This is a genomic window from Corynebacterium testudinoris (assembly GCF_001021045.1).
In the GTDB taxonomy this organism is placed as follows: Bacteria; Actinomycetota; Actinomycetes; order Mycobacteriales; family Mycobacteriaceae; genus Corynebacterium; species Corynebacterium testudinoris.
In genome coordinates this window covers 1,585,047-1,606,947 of record NZ_CP011545.1, presented here as the reverse complement: position 1 = coordinate 1,606,947, position 21,901 = coordinate 1,585,047, and the positions used below count along the sequence as shown (strand labels likewise).

Annotated in this window: 16 protein-coding genes; 6 read left to right on the top strand and 10 right to left on the bottom strand. The window is 62.3% G+C overall.

Translation table 11 applies throughout. From position 1 onward, the window contains the following. Positions 1–4 precede the first annotated feature (4 nt). Entirely contained in the window at positions 5–790 is a 786-nt protein-coding gene (gene dapF, locus CTEST_RS07735) for a diaminopimelate epimerase (RefSeq protein ID WP_047254308.1), read from the top strand. On the opposite strand, the gene CTEST_RS07730 is transcribed toward dapF, so the two are convergent. Both CTEST_RS07730 and CTEST_RS07725 read right to left on the bottom strand, forming a co-directional pair. Continuing rightward, positions 787–1,248 carry a hypothetical protein gene (locus tag CTEST_RS07730; protein WP_236686058.1) on the bottom strand — a complete coding sequence of 154 codons (462 nt, stop codon included), beginning with the start codon at positions 1,246–1,248 and terminating at the stop codon, positions 787–789. The two genes, dapF and CTEST_RS07730, sit on opposite strands and share 4 nt — an antisense overlap. An 87-nt stretch (positions 1,249–1,335) precedes the next feature. Then, complete coding sequence (locus tag CTEST_RS07725; protein ID WP_047253253.1) at positions 1,336–2,067, bottom strand: hypothetical protein; 732 nt, start codon at positions 2,065–2,067, stop codon at positions 1,336–1,338. Positions 2,068–2,154: 87 nt separating this feature from the next. Here CTEST_RS07725 and hflX point away from each other — a divergent pair, with 87 nt between their 5' ends. From hflX to CTEST_RS07710, 3 genes are read left to right on the top strand one after another with little or no spacing between them, the layout of a single operon-like run. Beyond that, positions 2,155–3,699, top strand: a complete 1,545-nt coding sequence (gene hflX, locus CTEST_RS07720; protein WP_047253252.1) for a GTPase HflX — start codon at positions 2,155–2,157, stop codon at positions 3,697–3,699. Positions 3,700–3,737: 38 nt separating this feature from the next. Beyond that, positions 3,738–5,024 carry a uracil-xanthine permease family protein gene (locus tag CTEST_RS07715; protein ID WP_047253251.1) on the top strand — a complete coding sequence of 429 codons (1,287 nt, stop codon included), beginning with the start codon at positions 3,738–3,740 and terminating at the stop codon, positions 5,022–5,024. 34 nt (positions 5,025–5,058) lie between these two features. Further along, a complete protein-coding gene (locus CTEST_RS07710) occupies positions 5,059–5,940 on the top strand; it encodes an ADP-ribosylglycohydrolase family protein (RefSeq protein WP_047253250.1) in 882 nt (293 codons plus the stop codon). Here CTEST_RS07710 and CTEST_RS07705 read toward each other — a convergent pair. From CTEST_RS07705 to CTEST_RS07685, 5 genes are all read right to left on the bottom strand, one after another. Then, positions 5,937–7,958 (bottom strand): YhgE/Pip domain-containing protein, encoded by a 2,022-nt coding sequence (locus CTEST_RS07705; RefSeq protein WP_047254307.1) that lies wholly within the window; start codon positions 7,956–7,958, stop codon positions 5,937–5,939. The two genes, CTEST_RS07710 and CTEST_RS07705, sit on opposite strands and share 4 nt — an antisense overlap. Further along, positions 7,958–8,794, bottom strand: a complete 837-nt coding sequence (locus CTEST_RS07700) for a hypothetical protein (RefSeq protein ID WP_052844326.1) — start codon at positions 8,792–8,794, stop codon at positions 7,958–7,960. Before CTEST_RS07700 ends, CTEST_RS07705 begins: the two co-directional genes overlap by 1 nt. 607 nt (positions 8,795–9,401) lie before the next feature. Next, complete coding sequence (locus CTEST_RS07695; RefSeq protein ID WP_047253249.1) at positions 9,402–9,665, bottom strand: HPr family phosphocarrier protein; 264 nt, start codon at positions 9,663–9,665, stop codon at positions 9,402–9,404. 53 nt (positions 9,666–9,718) lie between these two features. Continuing rightward, entirely contained in the window at positions 9,719–11,779 is a 2,061-nt protein-coding gene (locus tag CTEST_RS07690) for a PTS fructose transporter subunit IIABC (protein ID WP_047253248.1), read from the bottom strand. A 9-nt stretch (positions 11,780–11,788) separates the two neighbouring features. Further along, positions 11,789–12,766, bottom strand: a complete 978-nt coding sequence (locus tag CTEST_RS07685; RefSeq protein WP_047253247.1) for a 1-phosphofructokinase family hexose kinase — start codon at positions 12,764–12,766, stop codon at positions 11,789–11,791. 334 nt (positions 12,767–13,100) lie between these two features. Here CTEST_RS07685 and ptsP point away from each other — a divergent pair, with 334 nt between their 5' ends. Continuing rightward, complete coding sequence (gene ptsP, locus CTEST_RS07680) at positions 13,101–14,783, top strand: phosphoenolpyruvate--protein phosphotransferase (RefSeq protein ID WP_047253246.1); 1,683 nt, start codon at positions 13,101–13,103, stop codon at positions 14,781–14,783. Between the two features lie 72 nt (positions 14,784–14,855). Here ptsP and CTEST_RS07675 read toward each other — a convergent pair whose 3' ends face one another. After that, complete coding sequence (locus CTEST_RS07675) at positions 14,856–15,635, bottom strand: DeoR/GlpR family DNA-binding transcription regulator (protein ID WP_047253245.1); 780 nt, start codon at positions 15,633–15,635, stop codon at positions 14,856–14,858. A gap of 321 nt (positions 15,636–15,956) precedes the next feature. Then, complete coding sequence (gene lexA, locus CTEST_RS07670) at positions 15,957–16,685, bottom strand: transcriptional repressor LexA (protein ID WP_047253244.1); 729 nt, start codon at positions 16,683–16,685, stop codon at positions 15,957–15,959. A 788-nt stretch (positions 16,686–17,473) separates the two neighbouring features. Here lexA and nrdR point away from each other — a divergent pair. After that, positions 17,474–17,947, top strand: a complete 474-nt coding sequence (gene nrdR, locus CTEST_RS07665; RefSeq protein ID WP_047253243.1) for a transcriptional regulator NrdR — start codon at positions 17,474–17,476, stop codon at positions 17,945–17,947. Positions 17,948–17,960: 13 nt separating this feature from the next. On the opposite strand, the gene hrpA is transcribed toward nrdR, so the two are convergent. Next, on the bottom strand, positions 17,961–21,866 hold the full coding sequence (gene hrpA / locus CTEST_RS07660; protein WP_047253242.1) for an ATP-dependent RNA helicase HrpA: 3,906 nt from the start codon (positions 21,864–21,866) through the stop codon (positions 17,961–17,963). Positions 21,867–21,901: the final 35 nt, after the last annotated feature.

The following is a 21,901-nucleotide window of genomic DNA, read 5'->3' as shown; positions in this document are numbered from 1 at the left end:
CCGCATCGACTTTGCCAAAGGCCACGGAACTGAGAACGATTTCATCATCCTGCCTGGCCCCACCGACCCCACCCCGGAGCAGATTGCGACATTGTGTGATCGCCGTGCCAGCCTCGGCGCAGACGGGGTGTTGCGCGTGGACAACCGTGACGGCGGCTGGTTCATGGATTACCGCAACGCCGACGGTTCCATCGCCGAGATGTGTGGCAACGGCGTCCGCGTCTTTGCGCACTGGCTGCGCTCCCGTGGGCTCGTCGACACCGATGAGTTCGTTGTGCACACCCGCGCTGGACAACGACGCGTCGTCGTGGAGTCGTGGGATGACACGGACGCAGTGGTCAGCGTCGATATGGGTCCCGCCGAGGCGACAGGTGTGTCCACGGCTCGCATCGGTGACATCCACGTCGCCGGATTGGGCGTAGACATGGGCAACCCGCACCTGGCGTGCGTCGTACCGGGCTTGGAAGCTGCGGCGTTGGATGAGTGGAAACTCCACGCGCCGGAGTTTGATCCCGATTTCTTCCCCTCCGGCGTCAACGTGGAAATCGTCACTCCGTTGGTCGACGGCCGGGTGCACATGCGCGTCTACGAACGAGGAGTCGGCGAAACACGCTCCTGCGGTACCGGTACCGTGGCGGCGGCTCGCGCCGCCTTGGCTGATGCCGGGCTTGTCGACGGTCGCGTGACCGTCACCGTCCCCGGCGGCGAGGTGGTTGTCGAGATAGCAGGGGAGTCCTCGACGTTGACCGGCCCGTCCCGCATCGTGGCGACGGGGCAGGTCGAGATCTAGTAGTTGGGCCCTAGCCGCTTGGCGGCATGCCGTGCTTCGAGCCACGCGTTTTTGATCTCGAGGGCACGCTCGTCGGTGACGTTGAGCAGGTTCTCCAGCTGCCCCACCTCGAGGTCCCGGTTGGCCAGCCGGGCCTCCAACCTTGATAGGTAGCGCCGCGCGGTCGAGCTTTGGTGGTGGAAGCTCTCAATCGCCGGGTCGTCACAATAATGATCAGCCAAGGCCGGCCGATGCAGGGTGCGGTCCGCGAGCGCATCGGCGTCCGGGGAGGTAGAAAAATGCTCGTATTCAGCGATGACATCGCGGATGTCATCGGCGGACAGCGCGATGGAGGTACGCAGCGAATCCGTCTCCGTGGAGTTCGGCCGCTTCCATAACAACAACGCCGCGATGGCGAGAATGGGCAGCAGGAGCAGCAAGCCCTGCAGGCGGAGCCAAGCGAAGACGAAAAGGGCCACGACGATTATGACGACCAAGGGCCACCGGAACCGACTCGGTTCCGGTTGGATGGGTAGTCGATCACTCATGTTTCGGCCACCAGCCGCTTAGTGTCCGCCGCAGCCGCAGCTTCCACCACATCCGCCGCAACCACCGCCGGCGGAGAGGGGGGACAACACTGAGGCGGTGAGTACCGCGGAACCAGAAATGATGCTGTCGCGAGCAGGAAGCTCGGCGGCGTCATGGAGGCAGACGTCGAAGGGGAACACGCCATCCACGGTGAGGTGGATGAAACGCTGGCCGGTGAGCTGGTTGTTGCGGTACTCCGCGTCCATGACCCGGGCGGTAAAGGTGGCGGATGCGTCAGGCACAGCCGCCCCCGACCCAGAGGAGACGAGGTGGGCACCCTCGGAGTTAAACGTCGGGCCCACGTACGCCGGGTCTTCGTCGACGATCGTGGTGTCAAAGGCCAAGGCGGTGACCCCGATCTGCTGCCATTCCTGCGTGGGCTCTTCCGCGAGGAGCGGACCCTGGGACAGGTTGGCGGTGATGGAGGTAATGACGGTCCCAAAAGCGTCAACGATCTCGCAGTAGGCGAGGACATCATTGACCATGCTGATGTGGGCGAAGGTTTGGGTGACGGCGTCGAATCCCGCGAACGTTGCAAACGGTTCCACAGCCAAAATGTTGATCTGTGCCCCGGAGGCGTCCACGTATTGGATCAACTGTCCGCCGCGGACTTCTCCGGTCACTGCCAGCTGATTCGTGGCGATGGCGGCTTCCACCGCATCCTGCCAGCGGTCGAAACCCAGGCCGATGCTCTTCAAGTCGGTGCTCATAATCCGACAGTCTAATAGCATCGCCTCTACCTGTGATTCTTGGCCTCTCACCGGCTGAAGCTCATAACGTGGAACAATTGATAGACAATGACTGAATCAGACAACAACAACCGCACGTCCCACGACTCGCACGAAGATCTCCTGGCCCGTGCCTTCCGTGACAACGCGCCGCAGCCCAGCGCTGACGAGGACCCCGGCACCGATCTTTCCGGGATCATTTCCCCAACTGTCGGCGAGCTCGACTTGGAAGAGCGCAACGCTCTCCGCCGCACCAGCGACACCACCATCCGCTCCGAAGAAATCCAAGACGGCTTCGAGGTTGAATACCGCAAGCTCCGGCTAGAACAGGTCATCCTCGTCGGAGTGTGGACGGAGGGAACCTCCGCGGAGGTCGAAGCCAACATGGCGGAGCTATCCGCCCTCGCCGAGACCGCCGGTGCTGAGGTCCTAGAGACGCTCTACCAGCGCCGCGACAAGCCGGACCCTGGCACCTTCATTGGTTCTGGCAAGGTCAATGAGCTCAAGGAGATCATTGCTGCCACGGGTGCGGACACCGTCGTCTGCGACGGCGAACTCACTCCTGGCCAGCTCGTAGCCTTGGAATCGGCCCTCAACCTCAAGGTCATCGACCGGACCATGCTCATCCTGGATATCTTCGCCCAGCACGCGAAATCGAAGGAAGGCAAGGCGCAGGTCGGCCTCGCCCAAATGGAATACCTCTACACCCGAGTCCGTGGCTGGGGTGGCAACCTCTCCCGCCAGGCGGGTGGACGAGCCGGTTCCAATGGTGGCGTGGGTCTGCGTGGTCCCGGTGAGACGCGCATCGAGGCGGACCGTCGTCGACTGCGCACGGACATGGCGAAGCTGCGCCGTGAGCTCGCCGGAATGAAAACGGCCCGTGAGATCAAGCGCCAGCGCCGGCAGGACTCGACGATCCCGCAGATCGCCATCGCGGGCTACACCAATGCTGGCAAGTCCTCCCTCATTAACGCCATGACTGGTGCCGGGGTGCTCGTTGAGAATGCCCTCTTCGCCACCCTGGACCCGACCACCCGGCGAGCAGAATTGGCCGATGGCCGAGCCGTGGTGTTTACCGATACCGTCGGGTTCGTTCGCCACCTACCAACGCAGCTGGTTGAGGCCTTCAAGTCGACCCTGGAGGAGGTCCTGGCCGCTGACCTCATGCTCCACGTCGTCGATGGTTCGGATCCGTTCCCGCTCAAGCAGATCGACGCGGTGAACAAGGTCATCTATGACATTGTCAAGGAAACCGGTGAGTCGGCCCCACCCGAGATCATCGTGGTGAACAAGATCGACGCCGCTGACCCCCTCGTGTTGGCGGAGCTGCGCCACGCCTTCGATCGCGAGAACGTTGTCTACGTCTCGGCCTTGACCAAGGAAGGCATCCCAGAGCTGGAAGCGCGGATCGAGCTCTTCCTCAATTCCCTCGATGCCCACGTCGTTGTGCTCATCCCCTTCACCCGAGGAGATATCGTCTCCCGGCTGCACGAATACGGCACAGTCCGCAAGGAGGAGTACGGCGCCGACGGCACGCTTATCGACGTCCGCCTTCCTCGCTCCCTAGCCGCCGAGCTCGCGGAGTTCATCGTCGAAGACAATCCAGGGGACTAGCACCAACAATCCGGTCCGTCGGCGGTACGCTACATCCCGTGACTAACAAGTACTTCGGCTGGACCGTCCACGGTGACGGCAAGAAGATCCTCCCCGGCGCCGTCGTCGCGCCCGAAGAACGACTCAGCTGGCCCCGCACCATCGGGATCGGCATGCAGCACGTTATCGCCATGTTCGGCGCGACGCTGCTCGTGCCAACTCTGACTGGCTTCCCCGTCAACACCACCTTGCTGTTCTCGGGCCTGGGCACGATGATCTTCCTGCTCATCACCCGCAATCGGCTGCCGTCGTACCTCGGGTCCTCCTTCGCCTTCATCGCCCCGCTGGCCGCGAGCCAGGCCTATGGCCCCGGGGCGCAGATCGGCGGCGTTCTGGTCACCGGCCTGGTGCTCATCGCCGTCGGCTTCATCATCAAGGCAGCGGGCAGGCGAGTTATCGACGCCGTCATGCCGCCCGCCGTCACCGGCGCCATCGTCGCGCTCATCGGGCTCAACCTGGCGCCGACCGCGGCCACGAACTTCGAGGCCCAGCCCCTCGTCGCTGCGGTGACCTTGATTGCCATTCTTGCCGCCACGGTCGCCGGTCGCGGCATGGTGGCTCGCCTGGGCATCCTCATTGGTGTTGTCGTCGGCTGGGTCTTTGCCGCCTTGACCGGAAACCTCGCCCCCGGTGCCACCGAAGCCATTCGGGATGCCGCGTGGTTCGGAATGCCCGAGTTCCACTCGCCCGAATTCCAGCTCTCGGCCATCCTGGTGACCCTGCCGGTGATCATCGTCCTCATCGCGGAGAACGTTGGTCACGTCAAGGCCGTCTCGGAGATGACCGGCCGCAATCTCGATGATCTCGCCGGTGACGCGCTCGTTGCGGACGGCCTCGCCACGACCCTCGCCGGTAGCTTTGGTGGTTCCGGCACGACGACCTATGCCGAGAACATCGGTGTCATGGCCGCCACCCGCGTCTATTCCACCGCCGCCTATTGGGTGGCAGCGGCCACCGCAATCGCCCTCGCCTTCATTCCGAAGTTTGGCGCACTCATCTTCACCATTCCCGCCGGAGTGCTGGGCGGTGCCACCCTGGTGCTCTACGGCCTCATCGGCATGCTGGGCATCCGCATCTGGCAGGACAACAACGTCAACTTCAACAATCCCGTCAACTTGACCACGGCCGCGGTGGCCCTCGTCGCGGGCATCGGCAACCTCACCCTCTCCATCTTTGGCGTCGAGCTGGAGGGCATTGCGTGGGGTTCGGCCGGCATCATCATCGCCTACCCCATTCTCAAGCGTCTCTACCTGTCCGTCGGTGAGGGGAAGAACGCCACCTTCTAAGAAGCGGTGCCCAGCTTTCTCTATTCTGGGCATTATGACGTCAACTGACACCGCCCTGCTGCGCGATCGTGCCCGCGGGTGCCTGCTCGGCCAGTTCATCGGTGATTCGCTGGGAAGCTTGGTGGAGTTCAACTCCGCCAGGCAGATTGCTCAGCGCTATCCCGACGGCGTCCGCGATATGGCCGATGGCGGCACGTGGGACCTCATCGCCGGGCAGCCCACTGATGATTCGCAGATGGCGATGATGCTCATCCGCAGCCTGCAGCGTCGGGGTATCTTCGACGCCGAGGATGTTTTCACGGGCTACGTCTATTGGTATTCGACGGGGCCCTTCGATATTGGTGGCACCTGCGCGGTGGCGCTATCCGGCGGGCCGATCAATGCTGATTCTCAAGCAAACGGTGCCCTCATGCGGGTGTCACCGCTCGGGGTGTACGGAGCGCGCAGCGACGTCGACCTCGCTACCGCTGTGGAATGCGCCCGAGCTGATGCCCGATTGACCCACCCACACCCCGTTTGCCTCGACGCCAATGCCGCATTTGTCGCAGCTCTGGTTACGGGCATTCAGGGTGGTAGCCCAGAGCAGATGATTGAAGCGATGGAAGCCACCGCCACGGAGGCACCAGTCCTCGAAGCCATCGCTGCGGTCCGTCAACTTCTGCTTGTCAACGATCCCGAGTCCGCCCTGATCGAAGCCGTCGGCATGGGCGGGGACACCGACACCAATGCCGCTATTGCTGGCGCGTTGTTGGGCGCGGCCCACGGCGCTACGGCGTGGCCCAGCCGGTGGGTCGACACCGTCCTGGAGTGCCGACCCGAGGGGGGTGCACCCGGTGTGCGTCACCCGCTGGGTCGAGAATTCTGGGCCACCGAATTGCTGGCCCAGGCTGACGAGCTGGCAGGGGTGGCCGACTAAACGGCGACCTCCGGGTGGAAGTCCTTCATCCGAATGTGGCGTTCGCGGCGTGCTGCCAAACTAGAGGCCAAGAACATGCCGAGCGCGATGCACACGAGTACGATGATGGCTTGGTAGGCGCGGTCGTCGCCAGGCGATATTCCGAACATTGCCTGTCGGATGAGGTTGACCGAATAGGTCATCGGGTCGTAGGTGTGGAACCACTTCAACGGCAGCGGCTGAGTTTCTGGCGGGTAGATGCCACCTGAGGAAACGATCTGCAGGCTCATGAGGGCGATGCACAGCACGCGGCCGACGGTGGTGCCGAACACCACGTTGAGGCCTTGGGTGATCGCCATGAAGGCCATGGACGTCAGGCACATGGCTGCCCACATGCCCAGCTCGCTCACCGCATGCACACCGATGAACAGTCGCTGGATGCCAAACATGACGGTGGCTTGGGCCAGGCCAACCAACATGGCGGGAATGTAGGAGGCCATGACGACGCGCAGCGGATTGGCTCCGGCGTCGACAGCGCGACGCTGAAGGGGGCGCAAGAGCATGAAGCAGACCGTGCCGCCCATGAAGAGACCCAAGCTGATGAAGATGGGGGCGAGGCCTTCGCCAAAGAGCTGGGTGGAGGCCTTGGTGTAGTTAAGTGTGGCCGGGCTGGAGACATTCCGGGCGGAGTCATCCAGGGTGTCCTCGGGGAAATGAGGCACCTGGGTAGCGCTTTCATTGAGCTTGAGGGCAAGCTCGTTGCTGCCATCGTCGAGCTGCACCAAGCCCGTAGCCAGCGAGTTGGCGCCGACGGTGAGTTGGTTGGATCCCTCCACTAGTTTCGACGTTCCATCTGCCAGCGTTTGGGTGCCCACGACCAGTTGTTGGGAACCATCGGCCAACGTGTGGAGGCCGGTTGCCAATTGGCCCGATGCGGCCGTGGCCGAGTCAACGCCGGAGCGATATGCCGCGGCGGGGTCTGCCAACTGAGTGTGAATCGTCTTAGCGCCGGCATTGAGCTGATCGAGTTTGCTGATGAGCTCGGAGACGTTGTTGCCGTTGGGGTTCTGCAGACCCGCAATGATCTGATCCGCTTGGTCCGCTGCAGCCATGGCCTGGGGCAGACCCGTGGCGCGCAAAGAGGCTGACAGATTGACCAGGGGAGCGAGCAGTTGCTGTTGGGTCTGCTCGATGCCACTGGCAAAGCCAGTGAGCTGGTCCACGCCGTCGGCGACTTGGCCCGCACCAGCACCGAGCTCATCGGTGGCCGACTGTAGTCGGGTCAATCCGCTCGCGAGCTGATCAGCGCCGGAAGCGGCGGTGTTGATGCCGTCGTCGAGCTGCTGCGCGCCGTCGGCAAGCTTATCGACGCCGTCCTGGGCGGTGGTGAGGCCATCGTTGAGCTGGGTCGCGCCGTCGGCAAGCTGGGTGGCGCCGTCTTCGGCGGTGCCGGTGCCTTCGGCGAGCTGGGAAGCGCCATCGCCTGCCTGCTGCAGGCCATCGCCGATGGTGTTGAAACCGACCAAGAGCTTGGAGGCGACCTCGGCACCGAGTTCTTCATTGATGGTGTCGATGATCCGCACGACAACCTGATTGCCCAAGGTCATGGCCATGAACCCGTTGTTGGTGTTAAACACCACATTGAGCTTGGCCTGGTGGGGAGTATCAGAATTCGCGCTGACCGCGGCTTCGGAAAAGTCGGTCGGGAATTCGATGGCGAAGTAGTAGGTGCCATCGTTGACGCCGGACATCGCATCCTGGCTGCTGACCTGCTCGAGTCGAACTTGGTCAGATTCCTGGAGCTTATCCACGATCTGGGAGGCCGCGTTGAGCTGCTGGCCATCCACCGTCGCACCTTCGTCGGAGTTGACCAACGCGATGGGCATCTTATTAATGCGGTCGACCGGATCCCAATACGACCACACAAAAAGACCGCCGAACAACAGCGGCAACATGACAATGACCGTCAAGGCCAAGGGGGGCAGCTTGCCTCGGCTGAAGCGTTTGAGTTCAGATCCCAGATGCAATCCATTGAGCATCATGATTGTGCCTCCTGGTTCATCTCAATCTGTGCGGTCACTACGCTTCCGTCGGAGTGCGCCGCGTCGTATTCATCACTGGTCACGGAGATGAAGTGATCACAGATGCCGTCGATATCGCTATTGGATGTCACAGCGATGCAGCTCAATCCCGCTTCAGCGTTGTCGTTGGTGCCGTGCCACTCGCGGGAGAGCCGGCGCAGCGCGAGCAGCACCTGCTTGCGTGCCCGCAGGCTGCGCAGCTGATCGATGTCATCAAAAATGAACAGCGAAGGATTTGGGCGGGCGATGAGGGCGAGGACAATGCCGAGCTTCACTCGATCGACGACTCCCAAATGGGAGATGCGGTGATGGCGGACGAAGTCATCGCTCCAGTCCAGCCCCATCACCTCCAGCGCCTGCAGGCAACCGGGGATGGCCGACAGGGACCGCGGTCCAAATTTCCACCACGGGGAGACCCAAGAGGACTGCTCGCTGATGACAGTCCATAGGTCCACTTCCCGCTCGAGCTGGTGGTGGAAGTCCACCCCAGCGAAAGCCACCCGCTTGTGCAACATCCCCGGCGTCATCTTTTCTTCGTGGTAGACGCGCTGAGGTGCCTGCTCAAGGTCCTCGGTGTCATCCTCTGCCTCGTAGAGGTAGAAGTCACCGCCCTCGGGCTTCATCCGCCCGGCGAGCACCATGGATAGAACCGTGGCGCCTTCTTCTCTACCGGCATGGACCATGGTCAAGCCGCGCTCGATTTCGAAGCTCTCGCGGGTCCCGCCTGCCGGCAGTTGTAGATCGTGCACTCGGAAAACCAATTCTTCCAAGCTCTCATCGTGTGTAGCTTGCATTGATTTTCACTCTCCCAACGTCAATGTCAATCTTTTGGTCTTTCGGGTGCCGGTGACATCGGTCAATGTGGCGGAATTCATGCGGCATTGCCACTGGTTACTTACTAGGTACTAACTAGTACATTCGCCCCACCGAAGTGAAGCGTGGAAGTTAGTTCGTTTCGGAGCCCTACTGAATTCCACTCGGCAGCGTTGTCGCACCCCTGTTGTTTCAAAACATCTTGGAAACAAGCTACACCTCATATGGACAACCGAGAAGCTGGGAAACGCCTGGCAGGATATAAATCAATTGCATGCGCGACGCAGGTGCGGGCTGGGGTGCTGGGGAAATGGGCTAAGGGAATCTGCAATTCATGCAGGGGTGATGGGGATATGCACTCAGTCGGCGCAGAGGTGGGGTGAAACTCAGGGGAGAGTGTGAGGTAACTCACAGTGGCCGACCGTTCGCTATTGCGTAGTGAAAGTCATCATCGATATTTCTCGCGATAGCCCATGAAAAACTCCCCGGAGCGTGAAACTGATTTCTCAGTCCCAGTATCCGGGGAGTAGTTCGCTAGCTAGAACTAGCTACAGCGAGCTAGAACAAGCTGTAAGGGAAACCGAACGATTAGGCGTCCAGGTCGGACTCAATCAGAGCGGCAATCTTCTCAACAGCCTCGGCGTTGTCAGAGGTGACGGTGACCTTGTCACCCTTCTCAGCGCCCAGGGCCATGATCATGAGGGAGGACGCGGCGTCCGCTTCCTCATCTTCATCATCGGCCATGGTGAGGATGATGTCCTCATCGTATTCGCCAGCGGCGTCAGCGACGAGGGAAGCAGGACGGGCATGCAGGCCGACGGAGGAGCCGACGACAACAGTCTTAGAAGCCATGGGGCTGGGGTCCTTTCAGTTAAGGGATGGTGTTTCCCAGTGTAGGCAAAGTGCTAGGCGGCGGCCACGACGGAACCGCGAGCGGCGGCTTCCTCAGCGGCCTTGTTTGGCCAGAACTGCTTGAGCGCGATGACCGCGACGGCGGAGACGATCGTGCCCGCAGCGATGGACAGCAGGAAGCCCCACCAGGGGTCGATGGCGAAGAGAACGAACACGCCACCATGGGGTGCGCGGGAGCCAACTTCGAAGGCCATGGACAGGGCGCCAGTGGTGGCACCGCCGACCATCATCGCCGGAATGACGCGCAGCGGATCAGCGGCGGCGAAGGGGATGGCACCTTCAGAGATGAAGGACAGGCCCAGCAACCAGGCAGACTTACCGTTCTCCTGCTCGGCCGGGGTGAACAGGTGCTTACGCACGAGGGTGGCCAAGGACAGGGCGATCGGGGGAACCATGCCGGCGGCCATGACGGCGGCCATGATCTGCATAGAGGCCTCGTCGCCGGTGGACAAGCCCGCGGTAGCGAAGAGGTAGGCGGCCTTGTTCACCGGGCCACCGAGGTCGAAGCACATCATGAGCCCGAGGATGACGCCGAGGAGAATGGCGGAGGAACCGGACATCGTGCCCAGCCAGTTGGTCATGCCGGTCATCGCGGCGGCGAGCGGGCGGCCAAGCAGGAGGAACATGATGAGACCGATCGCGAGCGAGGTCAACAGCGGGATGATGACCACGGGCATGAGCGAGTTGAGGATCCGCGGAACCTTCCAATTGCCGATCCAGTAGGCGATGAGACCGGCGAGGATACCGGTGACCAGACCGCCGAGGAAGCCAGCGCCGATGAGAACGGAGATCGCACCGCCGACGAAACCGGGGGCGATGCCGGGGCGACCGGCGAGGGAGTAGGCGGTGTAGCCGGAGAGGGCAGCGACGATGAAGCCCATCGCCATCTGGCCTGTGGCGAACAACACTGCGCCGAGGTACAGCGCAAGCCCGGAACGATCGAAGGTCATGGCGACCCCGTCGACGTCGACAGTATGCCCGGGAAGGTTGCCTAAGGAGTGGTTCGTGGCGATCGCTTGCCAGCCGTTGGCCATGTCGTAGCCGCCGATGAGGAAGCCCAATGCGAGGAGGAGACCACCTGCTGCAACGAACGGGATCATGTACGACACGCCGGTCATGACGGCCTGTTGGATGCGTCGGGCCCAGCCCAGCTGCTGGCCTTCTTCCTGGGTGGCAGATGACGCTGCCCCGGCGGGCACCTTGCGGGCGTTGGGGTTGTGAGCGGCGGCGATGGCCTCGTCGATCATGACCGTCGGCTCGTTGATGGCCCGCTTGACGCCGGATTCGATGACGGGTTTACCGGCGAAGCGCTCGCGGTCACGGACCCCGACGTCGGTGGCGAAGATGACGGCGTCGGCGGCGTTGACCAGCGAGGAGTCAATCGACTTGGTGGACGACGACCCTTGGGTTTCCACGACGAGTTCGACGTCGTCGCGGGCATCGGCTGCCTGGGCCAGGGCGTCGGCTGCCATGTAGGTGTGGGCGATTCCGGTGGGGCAGGCGGTGATCGCGACAATGCGTGTCACCTGCTTATCGACGCCCGCGCCTCCCGCAGGCACGGCAGCAGCCGTTGCTGCTGCGGGCTTCTTCTCCGCGGAGGTGATCTCAATGACGTCGGCGACGATCTCGTCGGCGGATGTGGCGGTACGGAGCCGCTCGAGGAAGTCACCGCGAACAAGCGCCCGGGCAAGCTTGGAGAGGATCTTGAGGTGTTCCTTGCCGCCGCCCTCCGGGGCGGCGATGAGGAACACCAGCTCGGCATCGCCGTCGGGACCGCCAAAGTTGACGGGCTGTGCGAGCCGGGCAAACGCGAGCGTCGGCACGCTTACTGCAGCCGAACGGCAATGGGGAATGGCCACCTTGCCAGGGACTCCCGTGGGAGCTTTCGCCTCGCGGGCGATGGCATCGGCTGCGAGCTGGGCCGCATCGGTGGCCCGGCCGCTGGCAGCGACGGTGGTGGCGAGTTGGGTGATGACGTCAGAGGGGGTGGCGCCCAGATCGACGTCAAGAAGGACCAGGTCAGTCGTGATGATCTGATTGTTCGGCGAGGTCATTGTTGTTCCTCAGATTTCGTGGGAAAGGTCGCGCACTGTTGTGCCCGCCATATTGAGTTGTGATGGAGAAGGAATGGTGGTGCCGGGCAGGCCAGCGGCCGCCGACCCATATGCGACGGCCCGCTGCAAGCACTCGGCCGGCTGAGCGCCTTCGGAGCGAGCAATGAGGTACCCAGCCAGCGAGCTGTCACCGGCCCCGACGGTTGAGACGACGTCAATCGGCGGCGGAGTTGCTACCCAGGCACCGGCCTTGGTGATGAGGGCGGCGCCGGCCGATCCCAACGTCACCAGCACCTCGGCTACCCCACGGTCAACCACTTGCCGTCCAGCCCGGACCGCCGGAAGGAAATCGCCCGCGGATGCCGATGCCTCGATGGCCTCCCCATCCGCACCCACCATTTGTCCCAGCTCAAGCCCATTGGGCTTGATCAGCGTCGGAGCTGCGGTGCCGAGGCGGCGACCGAGGGACGCAATGGCCTCATCGGACGTGTCAACCGCAATGGGCAGGTCGGGGAAGCTAGTGCGCACCAACCCGATGAGATCGGTGTACCAATCGATCGGCACACCTGGGGGGAGTGAGCCGGCGAGAACGAGGCAGGTCACCTCGCCAGCCAGCAGCGAGAGCAAGGACTCCTCAACGTGTGTGCGTGCCGCAGAGTCGAGGGACGCTCCGGCACCGTTGATCTTGGTGGTGGTGCCGTCAGATTCCGTGAGGGTGGTGTTGATCCGCACGCTTTCGGCGACATGAACAGAACGGAAGGGGATGCCCGTCTTAGTGAGCAACGCGACAAAGGGGTCGCCCTCATCGGCAGGGAATAAGGCGATGCTGTCCACCCCAGCCAACAGGAGCGCATGGGAAACATTGATCCCCTTGCCTCCCGCCACCTGCGAAATTGATACCGGGCGGATGACGTGTCCCCGTTGCAACGGGGTGTCCAATTCCATCGTCGCGTCGATGCTGGGATTGGGGGTCAAAGTAACAATCAAGGGGTGCTCCCTGTCCGTTCGGAAACCGGCGACACCCGATTGGTGGTGTCTGTGGGCGGATTCTGCCTCCTGGCTGTCTAGATCCTGCCGTTATGTCTACGATGCCATTGAACTGGGACAATGGCGACCTTCAGGACAATCTAGCTAGCCAAAGGGTGGTTCAGCCTGGACTCGTGCGGTTAATTTTCGTGCGGTGGATCACATTCAATACCTGAATGTGTTTTTAGTATTGCCCGATTGTGTCCGCTTGTCAAGAGTTCAGGCCCGGAATTCAAAGAATTGGTAGGCTGGTCGCATTACGTGAGTACTCCTCAACCCGAGATGGGAGACAACCATGGAGGCTGTTCACAGCACCTCTATTAAGGGAACTGGTGTCGTTGCCGGCATCGCCTACGCACCCGCCGTTTGGGCCCGACCGCGGCCCGAGCTGCCCACCCCTGCCGACGAGGTACCGGAGGAGCAACGAAGTGGCGAATACGAGCGCTTCGTTGCCGCATCCGACACCGTTGCTGAGCGTCTGCTGAAGCGATCGTCACACCTGGAGGGATCCGCAGCCGAAGTCCTCAAGGCCACAGCAGGCATGGTCACCGACCGTGGCTGGCGCAAGACCGCCCAGAAGTTCATCAACAAGGGCCAGCCGGCAGAAAACGCCACCGCCGCTGCCACCGACAAATTTGTCACGATGTTTGAGGCCGCGGGCGGCCTCATGGCTGAGCGCACGACCGACCTCAAGGACATCCGTGACCGCGTCCTGGCAGAACTTCGGGGCGAGCCGGAACCCGGCCTCCCGGAGATCGAAGGGGAGGGTGTGCTCTTCGCCGATGACCTCTCACCGGCCGACACCGCCACCCTGAACACCGAAAACATCGTGGCCCTGGTCACCGAGCTCGGTGGTCCGACCAGCCACACGGCCATCATTGCCCGCCAGCTCAGCCTCCCGTGCATCGTTGCCGTAGGCTCCTCCATCAGCTCCGTCGAGCAGGATGAAATGGTGCTCATTGACGGCGCGATGGGAACCATCACCCTCAATGCTGACCCGGTCCTGTCGCAGGAAAAGGTCCGGGAGTCCCGCGAGACTGCTGCGCTTGTCGCCCAATGGCGCGGACCGGCTAAGACCAAGGACGAGTACCGCGTTCAACTGTTGGCCAACGTGGCCGACGGCAGCGCCGCCCGCCTCGCAGCCGAAGGACAAGCCGAGGGCATTGGTCTCTACCGCACTGAGCTGAGCTTCCTGTCCGCATCCGAGGAACCCAGCGTTGATGAACAGGCCAAGATCTACCGCAAGGTGTTCGAAGCATTCCCCGCCTCCAAGGTAGTCATCCGTACGCTTGATGCCGGCTCTGATAAGCCCATCGCGTACGCCAACATGATCGCCGAGGAGAACCCGGCGCTTGGTGTTCGTGGCCTCCGTATTGCTAACAACAATGAGCCGTTGCTCACCCGCCAGCTCGACGCCATCGCGCAGGCCGCTGAAGGCCGCGGCGATGAAGCCCCGACGTGGGTCATGGCTCCCATGGTGGCCACTGCCCGCGAAGCGAAGTGGTTCGCCGGCCTGTGCCGGGAGCGGGGCCTCGTCGCGGGCGCAATGATTGAGGTTCCGGCTGCTGCTCTCATGGCTGACAAGCTCATGCCGTACCTTGACTTCGTCTCCATCGGTACCAATGACCTCACTCAGTACACGATGGCTGCGGACCGTCTTTCCCCGCAGCTGGCCTACCTGACTGATCCGTGGCAGCCGGCCGTCCTTCGCCTGATCCGCCACACCTGCATCGTCGGCAATGACACGCAGACCCCCGTCGGCGTGTGTGGTGAAGCCGCGGCGGATCCGATGTTGGCCTGTGTTCTCACCGGCTTGGGCGTGAATTCACTCTCCGCCGCATCCACGGCCTTGCCGGGCGTCGGCGCCCAGCTGGCCAAGGTTGATTTGGAGACCTGCAAGAAGGCCGCTGATCTGGCTCTGGAGTCCGTCGGCGCAGCCGCCGCACGTGAAGCAGTGCGTGAACTCCTGCTGGGTTAAGCCGCTTCGCTCCCAACGAGGCAATCCCCTCCGAACTCGCAACAGTTCGGAGGGGATTTTCCGCTGTGGGGACTAGTCGGCGATGATGACGTCGACTTCCCGCTCGCGAAGGGCCGTGACATAGGACTCTGGGGCGGACGCATCAGTAATGACCACGTCGATGTCACTGATGCTGGCGAAACTAACCAGGTAGTCATTCCCGAGCTTGGTCGAGTCACAGAGCACCACGACCTTGTGGGCATTGGTCACCATCGCAGATTTGATCGCCGCCTCTTGGGCATCAGCCGTGGACAGGCCGTGATCCAAGGTGAGAGCATTAGTGCCGATGAAGGCAACGTCTGCCCGCATGAGTGCCAGAGTTCGCAGCGCGGTATCACCGACGACGGCCTGGGTGATGGCGCGCACCGAACCGCCGAGTAGTTGAACTTCGGCCAGCCCCTTGTTGGCGAGGTTCAATGCGATAGACAGGCTATTGGTGACGATTGACCATTGCCTGGCGTCCTGCTGCTCGGAGATGAGTTCAGCCAAGGTACCAATGGTGGTTCCGGAGTCGAGGAACAGCCCGCCGTTGGGTTCGGGCAGAAACTCCAGTGCAGCTCGGGCGATTGCGGACTTGGCGGTGGGAGCGGAGCGAAAACGTGCGTCAAGGGAAAACTCAGCGGTTTGGAACGTCTGGCTGGCAACCGCTCCGCCGTGGACTCGGTGGACGACGCCCTCTCGGTCGAGAACTGCGAGGTCGCGACGAATCGTCTCGGCAGTTACGTCGAATCGGCTGGCCAATTCAGTGACATTGACCCGCCCTTCAACAGCGGTCAAAGATGCAATTTGCCGACGACGCTCTTCTGCATACATCACAATTTCCTCGCGTTCCCACACAATCGGTCGATTAGATGCCCGTTTGTGCCATTCTCCCAAAAACTCGGGTGTGAAGCCCAACAAAGCGCCAAGCAATTGGTCTCAATCGGGCAAACATGCGTCAAAATCTGTGAAACAACCGCTCAGGGCGTTGAGTTACGTCCGTTACATCAGGCGATTGGCGGGATGTGAGAGGCCGCTATTCCCGAATTCGGGGGTAGTGCCGTGGCGGGATGGCGCAGGGTAGACGCGGATCGAGGGGGTTACATCAGACATCTGATCAGTGGCCGATGGGGCCCTAACGGGCCCCGGCGACCCCTACAGCTTGCGAAGGACCGACACGATCTTGCCCATGATTTCTGCATGCTCGGCGGGAATCGGGGCGAAGTCATCGTTGTGGGGGAGGAGCCACACGCCAGTGGAGTCAGTGTGGAACTCCTTGGCCGTTGCTTCGCCCTCAATGAGTGCGGCCACGAACTCACCCTGTTCTGCCACCGGCTGGGAGCGAACGACAACCCAGTCGCCGTCCAGGATGCCGGCATCCTTCATGGAGTGCCCGACCACCTTGAGCATGAAAAGCTCTCCATCGCCCACGATGTCCGAAGGGAGCGGGTAGTACTCTTCGACATCTTGCTCCGCGAGAATGGGGGACCCAGCCGCAATCTGCCCCACGACGGGGATGAAGTTCGTCGGGCTCGCATCGGCGGGCGCATCGGACTGCTTTGCCGCAGCGATAGCGGCAGAAGAGCGCCGACCTGGCTTGGTCGCCATATCCGTGGTGGGCAGGGTCCGCACATCGACGGCTCGCGGCTTATTGGCGTCCCTGCGCAGGAAGCCCTTCTTCTCCAGCTGCTTGAGCTGGTAAGCCACGGAAGAGGTGGACTGTAGGCCGGCGGCATCACCGATCTCGCGGATGCTTGGCGGATAACCGCGCAGCACCACGGCGTCGCGGATGACCTCCAAGATGCGACGTTGGCGATCAGAAAGTTCGGAGGGGTCGGGCCTGCCTGACGGATCAATCTTCGGAGTTGAGCTGTTTCGTGCCATGGTCCTTGGTCCTTTGCGTGGTTGATGTTGTGCGGTTGGGGTGGTTCAAAGAAGCGGGCGGTCGACGTGTCTTATTCGAATGGCGAGTCCTGCTGAGTCATCGGTGCCATCCATCACCTACATGTCTACCACGACTTGGTACGAATGTTCGACCTTTCCGCGCGACGTGTGGACATTTTTTCGAACGGGTGCTATAAATCGAACATAGCACCTACATCGAACATATGAACGCCGATCGTGTTCGATGATGTCTGGGCCGTTAGATACTCTAGCCCACATAATCGAAAGGACGTCATCATGACTATCTCATTGAATCGCACTGTCGCAGGTACGCCCGCTCCGCGTCGCCGTTCCATCCCAGCCTCCGCAGCGGCTGTATGGGAGCCGTCGGGCTTCCGTGAGGCGGCAGCGGAGCACCGGGTTGTTCGAACCCTCCGGGTCGCGGATCGAATGGAGCGGCGAGGGGATAGCGCCGTTGGTGTTCGAACAAATCCGGAGTCACTAGGAAAAGTTTCGAGCCGTCGGCGTCGGGGTTTGCAGACGTTAGGTACGTATCTCTTGGGAGCCGTTTTCGGGGTGTGCGTTGTCACCGCCGCGTTGTCCCAAAGTGAGGTTGACAGCACGCCCGGTTCACTCGACATGGGTGCCACCTACACAGCGAGCACGGGCGCTGTCTCGCGCTAGGAGGTTCACCCGCCTCATCAGGGTGGACGGGTACGATGATCTGTGAGTCGGGCCTGAGATGGCTCCCCTGAACTCAATCCCTGCGTTAGTTGAGGAACCCCACGTTGTATTGCCCGTTTTGCCATCACGATCATTCCCGAGTCATCGATTCCCGCATCATAGATGCAGGCGCCGCGATACGTCGTCGGCGGGAGTGCACTGCATGCCAAGGGCGATTCACCACCATCGAGAAGGCCGTTCTTCTGGTGGTCAAGCGTAACGGCGTGACCGAGCCATTTAGCCGCGACAAGGTCGTCCTCGGTGTGCGCCGTGCCTGCCAGGGGCGTGATGTGTCAGATGATGCCCTGAAACGACTTGCCCAAGAGGTCGAGGAAACCGTGCGCAGCCACGGCAGTTCCCAGGTCCACGCCAACGCTATCGGCTTGGCCATCCTCGAGCCGCTCCGGGCACTGGACGAAGTCGCCTACCTGCGATTCGCCTCGGTGTACAAATCCTTCGAATCGGCCGAAGACTTCGAATCAGAAATTCGCCTCATGCACCGCAGAGCCAGAGAAGAAGACTCGGCCGCAGGTAGCTAGGCCGAGCGCCCAGCTAGCGGAGCTTATCTACCGCTTTCTCGATCCTCCGCAAGGAAATGGGACGGGCTGTGCCCAATCGCTGCGCGAAGAGGCTGATGCGCAGCTCTTCAATCATCCAACGGATGTCCTTAACCTCTCGCGTTTTGGCTCTCCCCGCGGGGAGTTTGGCCAATGCGATGTCGAGGTAGGTTTGCGCCTGCTCAATCTCGTCCTGCCGGTCGGCATCCTTGCCCGGGTCCAGGGACATCTCCTCTAGCCGAATGCGTATCCCTTGGAGGTAGCGGGGGAGGTGGCGAAGATGCTGCATTCCATGGAGCGTGATCGCGTTCTTCGGCAGCAGGAAGGCAAGCTGGGCCTTCATATCGTCTATCGCCTCACCATCCCAACGGGATAATTCCTCGGACACGTTGTGATAGTCCACCAATGCTGGAGCCAGTGCCACGACGGCGCGTCGCACAGCCCCCGCGACCTGAGGCTTGATGGTGTCTCGCAGCGCGGCGAACTCGTCCGGATCTCGGACGGGGCCGCCGTTTTCCATCATGAGGTCACGCACGGCAGCCACTCGGGCGTCGTCGACGAGCCCAGTGGCACCGCCGTGCGGGTAGTTGTCCACGGCCACTCGTTGTTGCAAGGGCAGGCCCTTGACCATGGGGCTGGTTCCCACGCTGATCTCGCGGAGCAACAGCGTCAACGTCGCGGTGAGCATGGAACTATCAGCGGCCGCCTTGGTCGGATGTACCCGCACCTCGACCCCATCAGGGGTCGCCACCAGGGCGGGATAGGCCATGACTTCATGTCCGTCGACGACAGTGGAGACTTCTTCGGCGATGGCGCCGAGGGAGTCCTCGGTCCACTCAGGAACGGCTTTCGACTCTGCTTTTCGGCCGACGCGACTGACAGAGGACGTGATGGATCCTGCCTGTCGTGCGACGAGGGCGGGCAGATCTTTGTCGGCGTCGATGACTTTGCCGCGTTTATCTACCGCCGCGTAGGTCATCTTCAAATGTGGTGGAAGGGCGGAGGGGCGGAACGAGGCGGCGTCAATGGCCGGGCGACCCATGGTGTGGAGGACCTCGGCCATCTGTCCCACCAAAGTTCCTGCATAGGGGATGAGGCGGGGAAGAATCCGCGCGGCGAAATCCGGGGCGGGCACCACGGTGCGGCGTAGTTCCTTGGGCAGAGTGCGCAGGAGCTCGGTGATGAGTTCTTCCCTGAGTCCTGGGACGAGCCAATCAAAGCCTTCGGTATCCAGCCCTGCGAGCAGGGGAACCGGAATCAACACACTGACTCCGTCTTGTGGGTGCCCGGGCTCGAATCGATACCTCAGGTCGAAGGTGAGTGAGCCGGTGGACCAGCGGTCGGGGAAGGCTTCCTCGGTGATCGCTTGGGCGTCGGCGCCGACCAGTGCGTCTGGATCAAAATCGAGGAGGTCGGGGTTGACTCGCCGTTCCTTCTTCCACCAGGAGTCGAAGTGGCGGCCGGTGGTGATCGTGGCAGGCAGGCGGGTGTCATAGAAGTCGAAGAGGGTGTCTTCGTCGACGACGATGCCGCGGCGGCGAGCCTTTTCTTCCACCTCGGCGGCTGATTCGAGCTTGTCCACATTCGCGTGGAAGAAGGTGTGGTGGGTGGTCCAATCGCCTTCGATGAGCGCATGCCGGATGAACATGTCCCGGGCGGCCTCGGGGTCGACCACGTGGTAGGGAACCACTCGGTCAGCGATGATGGTCACGCCATACAAGGTCGACTTTTGGTGAGCGATGCCGGAGGCGCGCTTGCGCGACCACGTCGGCTCGGAATACTGGTGTTTGAGCAGGGGGCCAGCAAGTTTTTCCACCCAGGTGGGCTCGATGGAGGCAACATCGCGCGCCCACAGGCGGGAGGTTTCCACGAGCTCGGCGGCCATGACAAACTCCGGTGGCTTTTTGGCCAGGGAGGAGCCGGGGAAGACCATGAAGCGGGTGCCGCGGGCGCCCTTGAACTCACGGGTGTTACCGTCGCGGGCGCCGATGTGGGAGAGCAATCCAGCGAGCAAGGATTGGTGGATAGCGTCGGGATTGCGCTCGTCAGCGGATTCGTGGCGGGTGCTCCAGCCCAACTGTCGGGAGACCTCACGGAGCTGGCGGACGAGGTCGTACCACTCGCGGATGCGCATGTAGTGAAGGAATTCCTTCTTCATTTGCTTGCGGAAGGCATTGCCGCTGAGATCATCACGTGATTGGCCGATGTAGTCCCACAGCTTGAGGAAGGAGAGGAAATCGCTGGTCGGGGACTTGAACCGGGCGTGGGCTTGGTCGGCTTGGGCCTGGAACTCCAATGGCCGCTCGCGGACATCCTGGATGGTCATCGCGGCGACGATGACCAGGACGTCGTCAAGCGCTCCTAGTCGGTTCGCCTCGACGAGCATGCGCGCCATGCGCGGATCGACGGGTAGGCGGGCGATATCGCGGCCGACGGCCGTGAGCGTTGGCTGGCCGTCGCGCTCGTGCTCCTGCAGGGCGCCCAGTTCGTGGAGGAGCAGGAGGCCGTCGCGGATAGCGCGGTTGTCCGGTGGTTGGACGAAGGGGAACTCGGCGATATCGCCCAAGCGCATGAGTGCCATCTGCAGGATGACGCTGGCGAGGTTCGTGCGCAGAATCTCCGGGTCCGTGAACTCGGGGCGCGACTCGAAGTCATCTTCCGAGTAGAGACGGATAGCGATGCCATCGGCCACGCGGCCGCAGCGGCCAGAACGCTGATTGGCGCTGGCCTGCGAAATCGGCTCGATGGGAAGGCGCTGGACCTTGGTGCGGGTGGAGTACCGGGAGATTCGGGCGGTGCCGGTGTCGACAACATAGCGGATGCCTGGAACGGTCAGGGAGGTTTCGGCGATGTTGGTGGACAGCACGATTCGACGACCCGCGTGAGGTTGGAACACGCGGTGCTGCTCTTGATTGGACAGGCGGCCGAAGAGGGGAGTGATCTCGACGCCTTTCCACTTACGGGCTGCCATTGCCTCCATGGCGTCGCGGATATCGCGTTCGCCGGGGAAGAAGCACAGAATGTCTCCGGGGCCCTCGAGCATGAGTTCCTCGCAGGCTTCGCATACCGCGTCGAGTGGGTCCTGGTCGATGGTTTTGCCGTCGACGTCAAACTCCATCGGCTCGTAGCGGATTTCCACGGGGTAGGTTCGCCCGGAGACCTCGATGATCGGCGCGGGTTCACCGGCGGAATCGCGGAAGTGGTTGGCAAAACGCTCGGGATCGATCGTGGCCGAGGTGATAATCACTTTGAGGTCTGGGCGTTTCGGCAGGAGTTGACGCAGGTAGCCGAGGATGAAGTCGATGTTGAGGGAACGTTCGTGCGCCTCGTCGATGATGATGGTGTCATAGGCGTTGAGGTAGCGGTCGCGCTGCATTTCTGCGAGCAGGATGCCGTCGGTCATGAGCTTGACGGCGGAGGTGGGGGAGACGCGGTCGTCGAAACGAATCGCGTAACCGACGGTCTCACCGATGTCCTGTCCCAGTTCCTCGGCGATGCGTTCGGCGACCGTCCGGGCAGCGAGACGGCGCGGTTGGGTGTGGCCGATGAGGCCGCGGCGCCCGCGCCCCAAGTCGAGGCAGATCTTCGGGATCTGGGTTGTCTTGCCGGAACCGGTTTCACCAGCGATGATGACCACCTGGTGTTCCTCGATCGCCTCGGCGATGTCGTCCCGCCGGGCCGATACGGGCAAGGCCTCGGGGTAGGTGATCTCCGGCACAGCAGCGTCGATGTGGGCTTGCTTGTCGACGGCCGCGTCAATGTCACGGTTGATCGCAGCCAGCGCCTTCGGCGCCTTTGCCTTGTGCAGGCGCCGGCGGAAGGCGCGCTCGTCGGCAAGCGACACCTCAGGCAAGCGGGCCAGAAGATCGGCGCGGGTGGGGGAGAAAGATTCTGTAGTCATAGCTGTTCCTGGATGTTACCCCGTGCGAAAGGCGG

What these genes read in the sequence shown, in the direction of transcription:
- CTEST_RS07725 (WP_047253253.1), bottom strand. Translation starts at nt 2,067, where the DNA reads ATGAGCACCGACTTGAAGAGCATCGGCCTGGGTTTCGACCGCTGGCAG.
- hflX (WP_047253252.1), top strand. Translation starts at nt 2,155, where the DNA reads ATGACTGAATCAGACAACAACAACCGCACGTCCCACGACTCGCACGAA.
- CTEST_RS07710 (WP_047253250.1), top strand. Translation starts at nt 5,059, where the DNA reads ATGACGTCAACTGACACCGCCCTGCTGCGCGATCGTGCCCGCGGGTGC.
- CTEST_RS07705 (WP_047254307.1), bottom strand. Translation starts at nt 7,958, where the DNA reads ATGCTCAATGGATTGCATCTGGGATCTGAACTCAAACGCTTCAGCCGA.
- CTEST_RS07700 (WP_052844326.1), bottom strand. Translation starts at nt 8,794, where the DNA reads ATGCAAGCTACACACGATGAGAGCTTGGAAGAATTGGTTTTCCGAGTG.
- CTEST_RS07695 (WP_047253249.1), bottom strand. Translation starts at nt 9,665, where the DNA reads ATGGCTTCTAAGACTGTTGTCGTCGGCTCCTCCGTCGGCCTGCATGCC.
- CTEST_RS07690 (WP_047253248.1), bottom strand. Translation starts at nt 11,779, where the DNA reads ATGACCTCGCCGAACAATCAGATCATCACGACTGACCTGGTCCTTCTT.
- ptsP (WP_047253246.1), top strand. Translation starts at nt 13,101, where the DNA reads ATGGAGGCTGTTCACAGCACCTCTATTAAGGGAACTGGTGTCGTTGCC.
- CTEST_RS07675 (WP_047253245.1), bottom strand. Translation starts at nt 15,635, where the DNA reads ATGTATGCAGAAGAGCGTCGTCGGCAAATTGCATCTTTGACCGCTGTT.
- lexA (WP_047253244.1), bottom strand. Translation starts at nt 16,685, where the DNA reads ATGGCACGAAACAGCTCAACTCCGAAGATTGATCCGTCAGGCAGGCCC.
- hrpA (WP_047253242.1), bottom strand. Translation starts at nt 21,866, where the DNA reads ATGACTACAGAATCTTTCTCCCCCACCCGCGCCGATCTTCTGGCCCGC.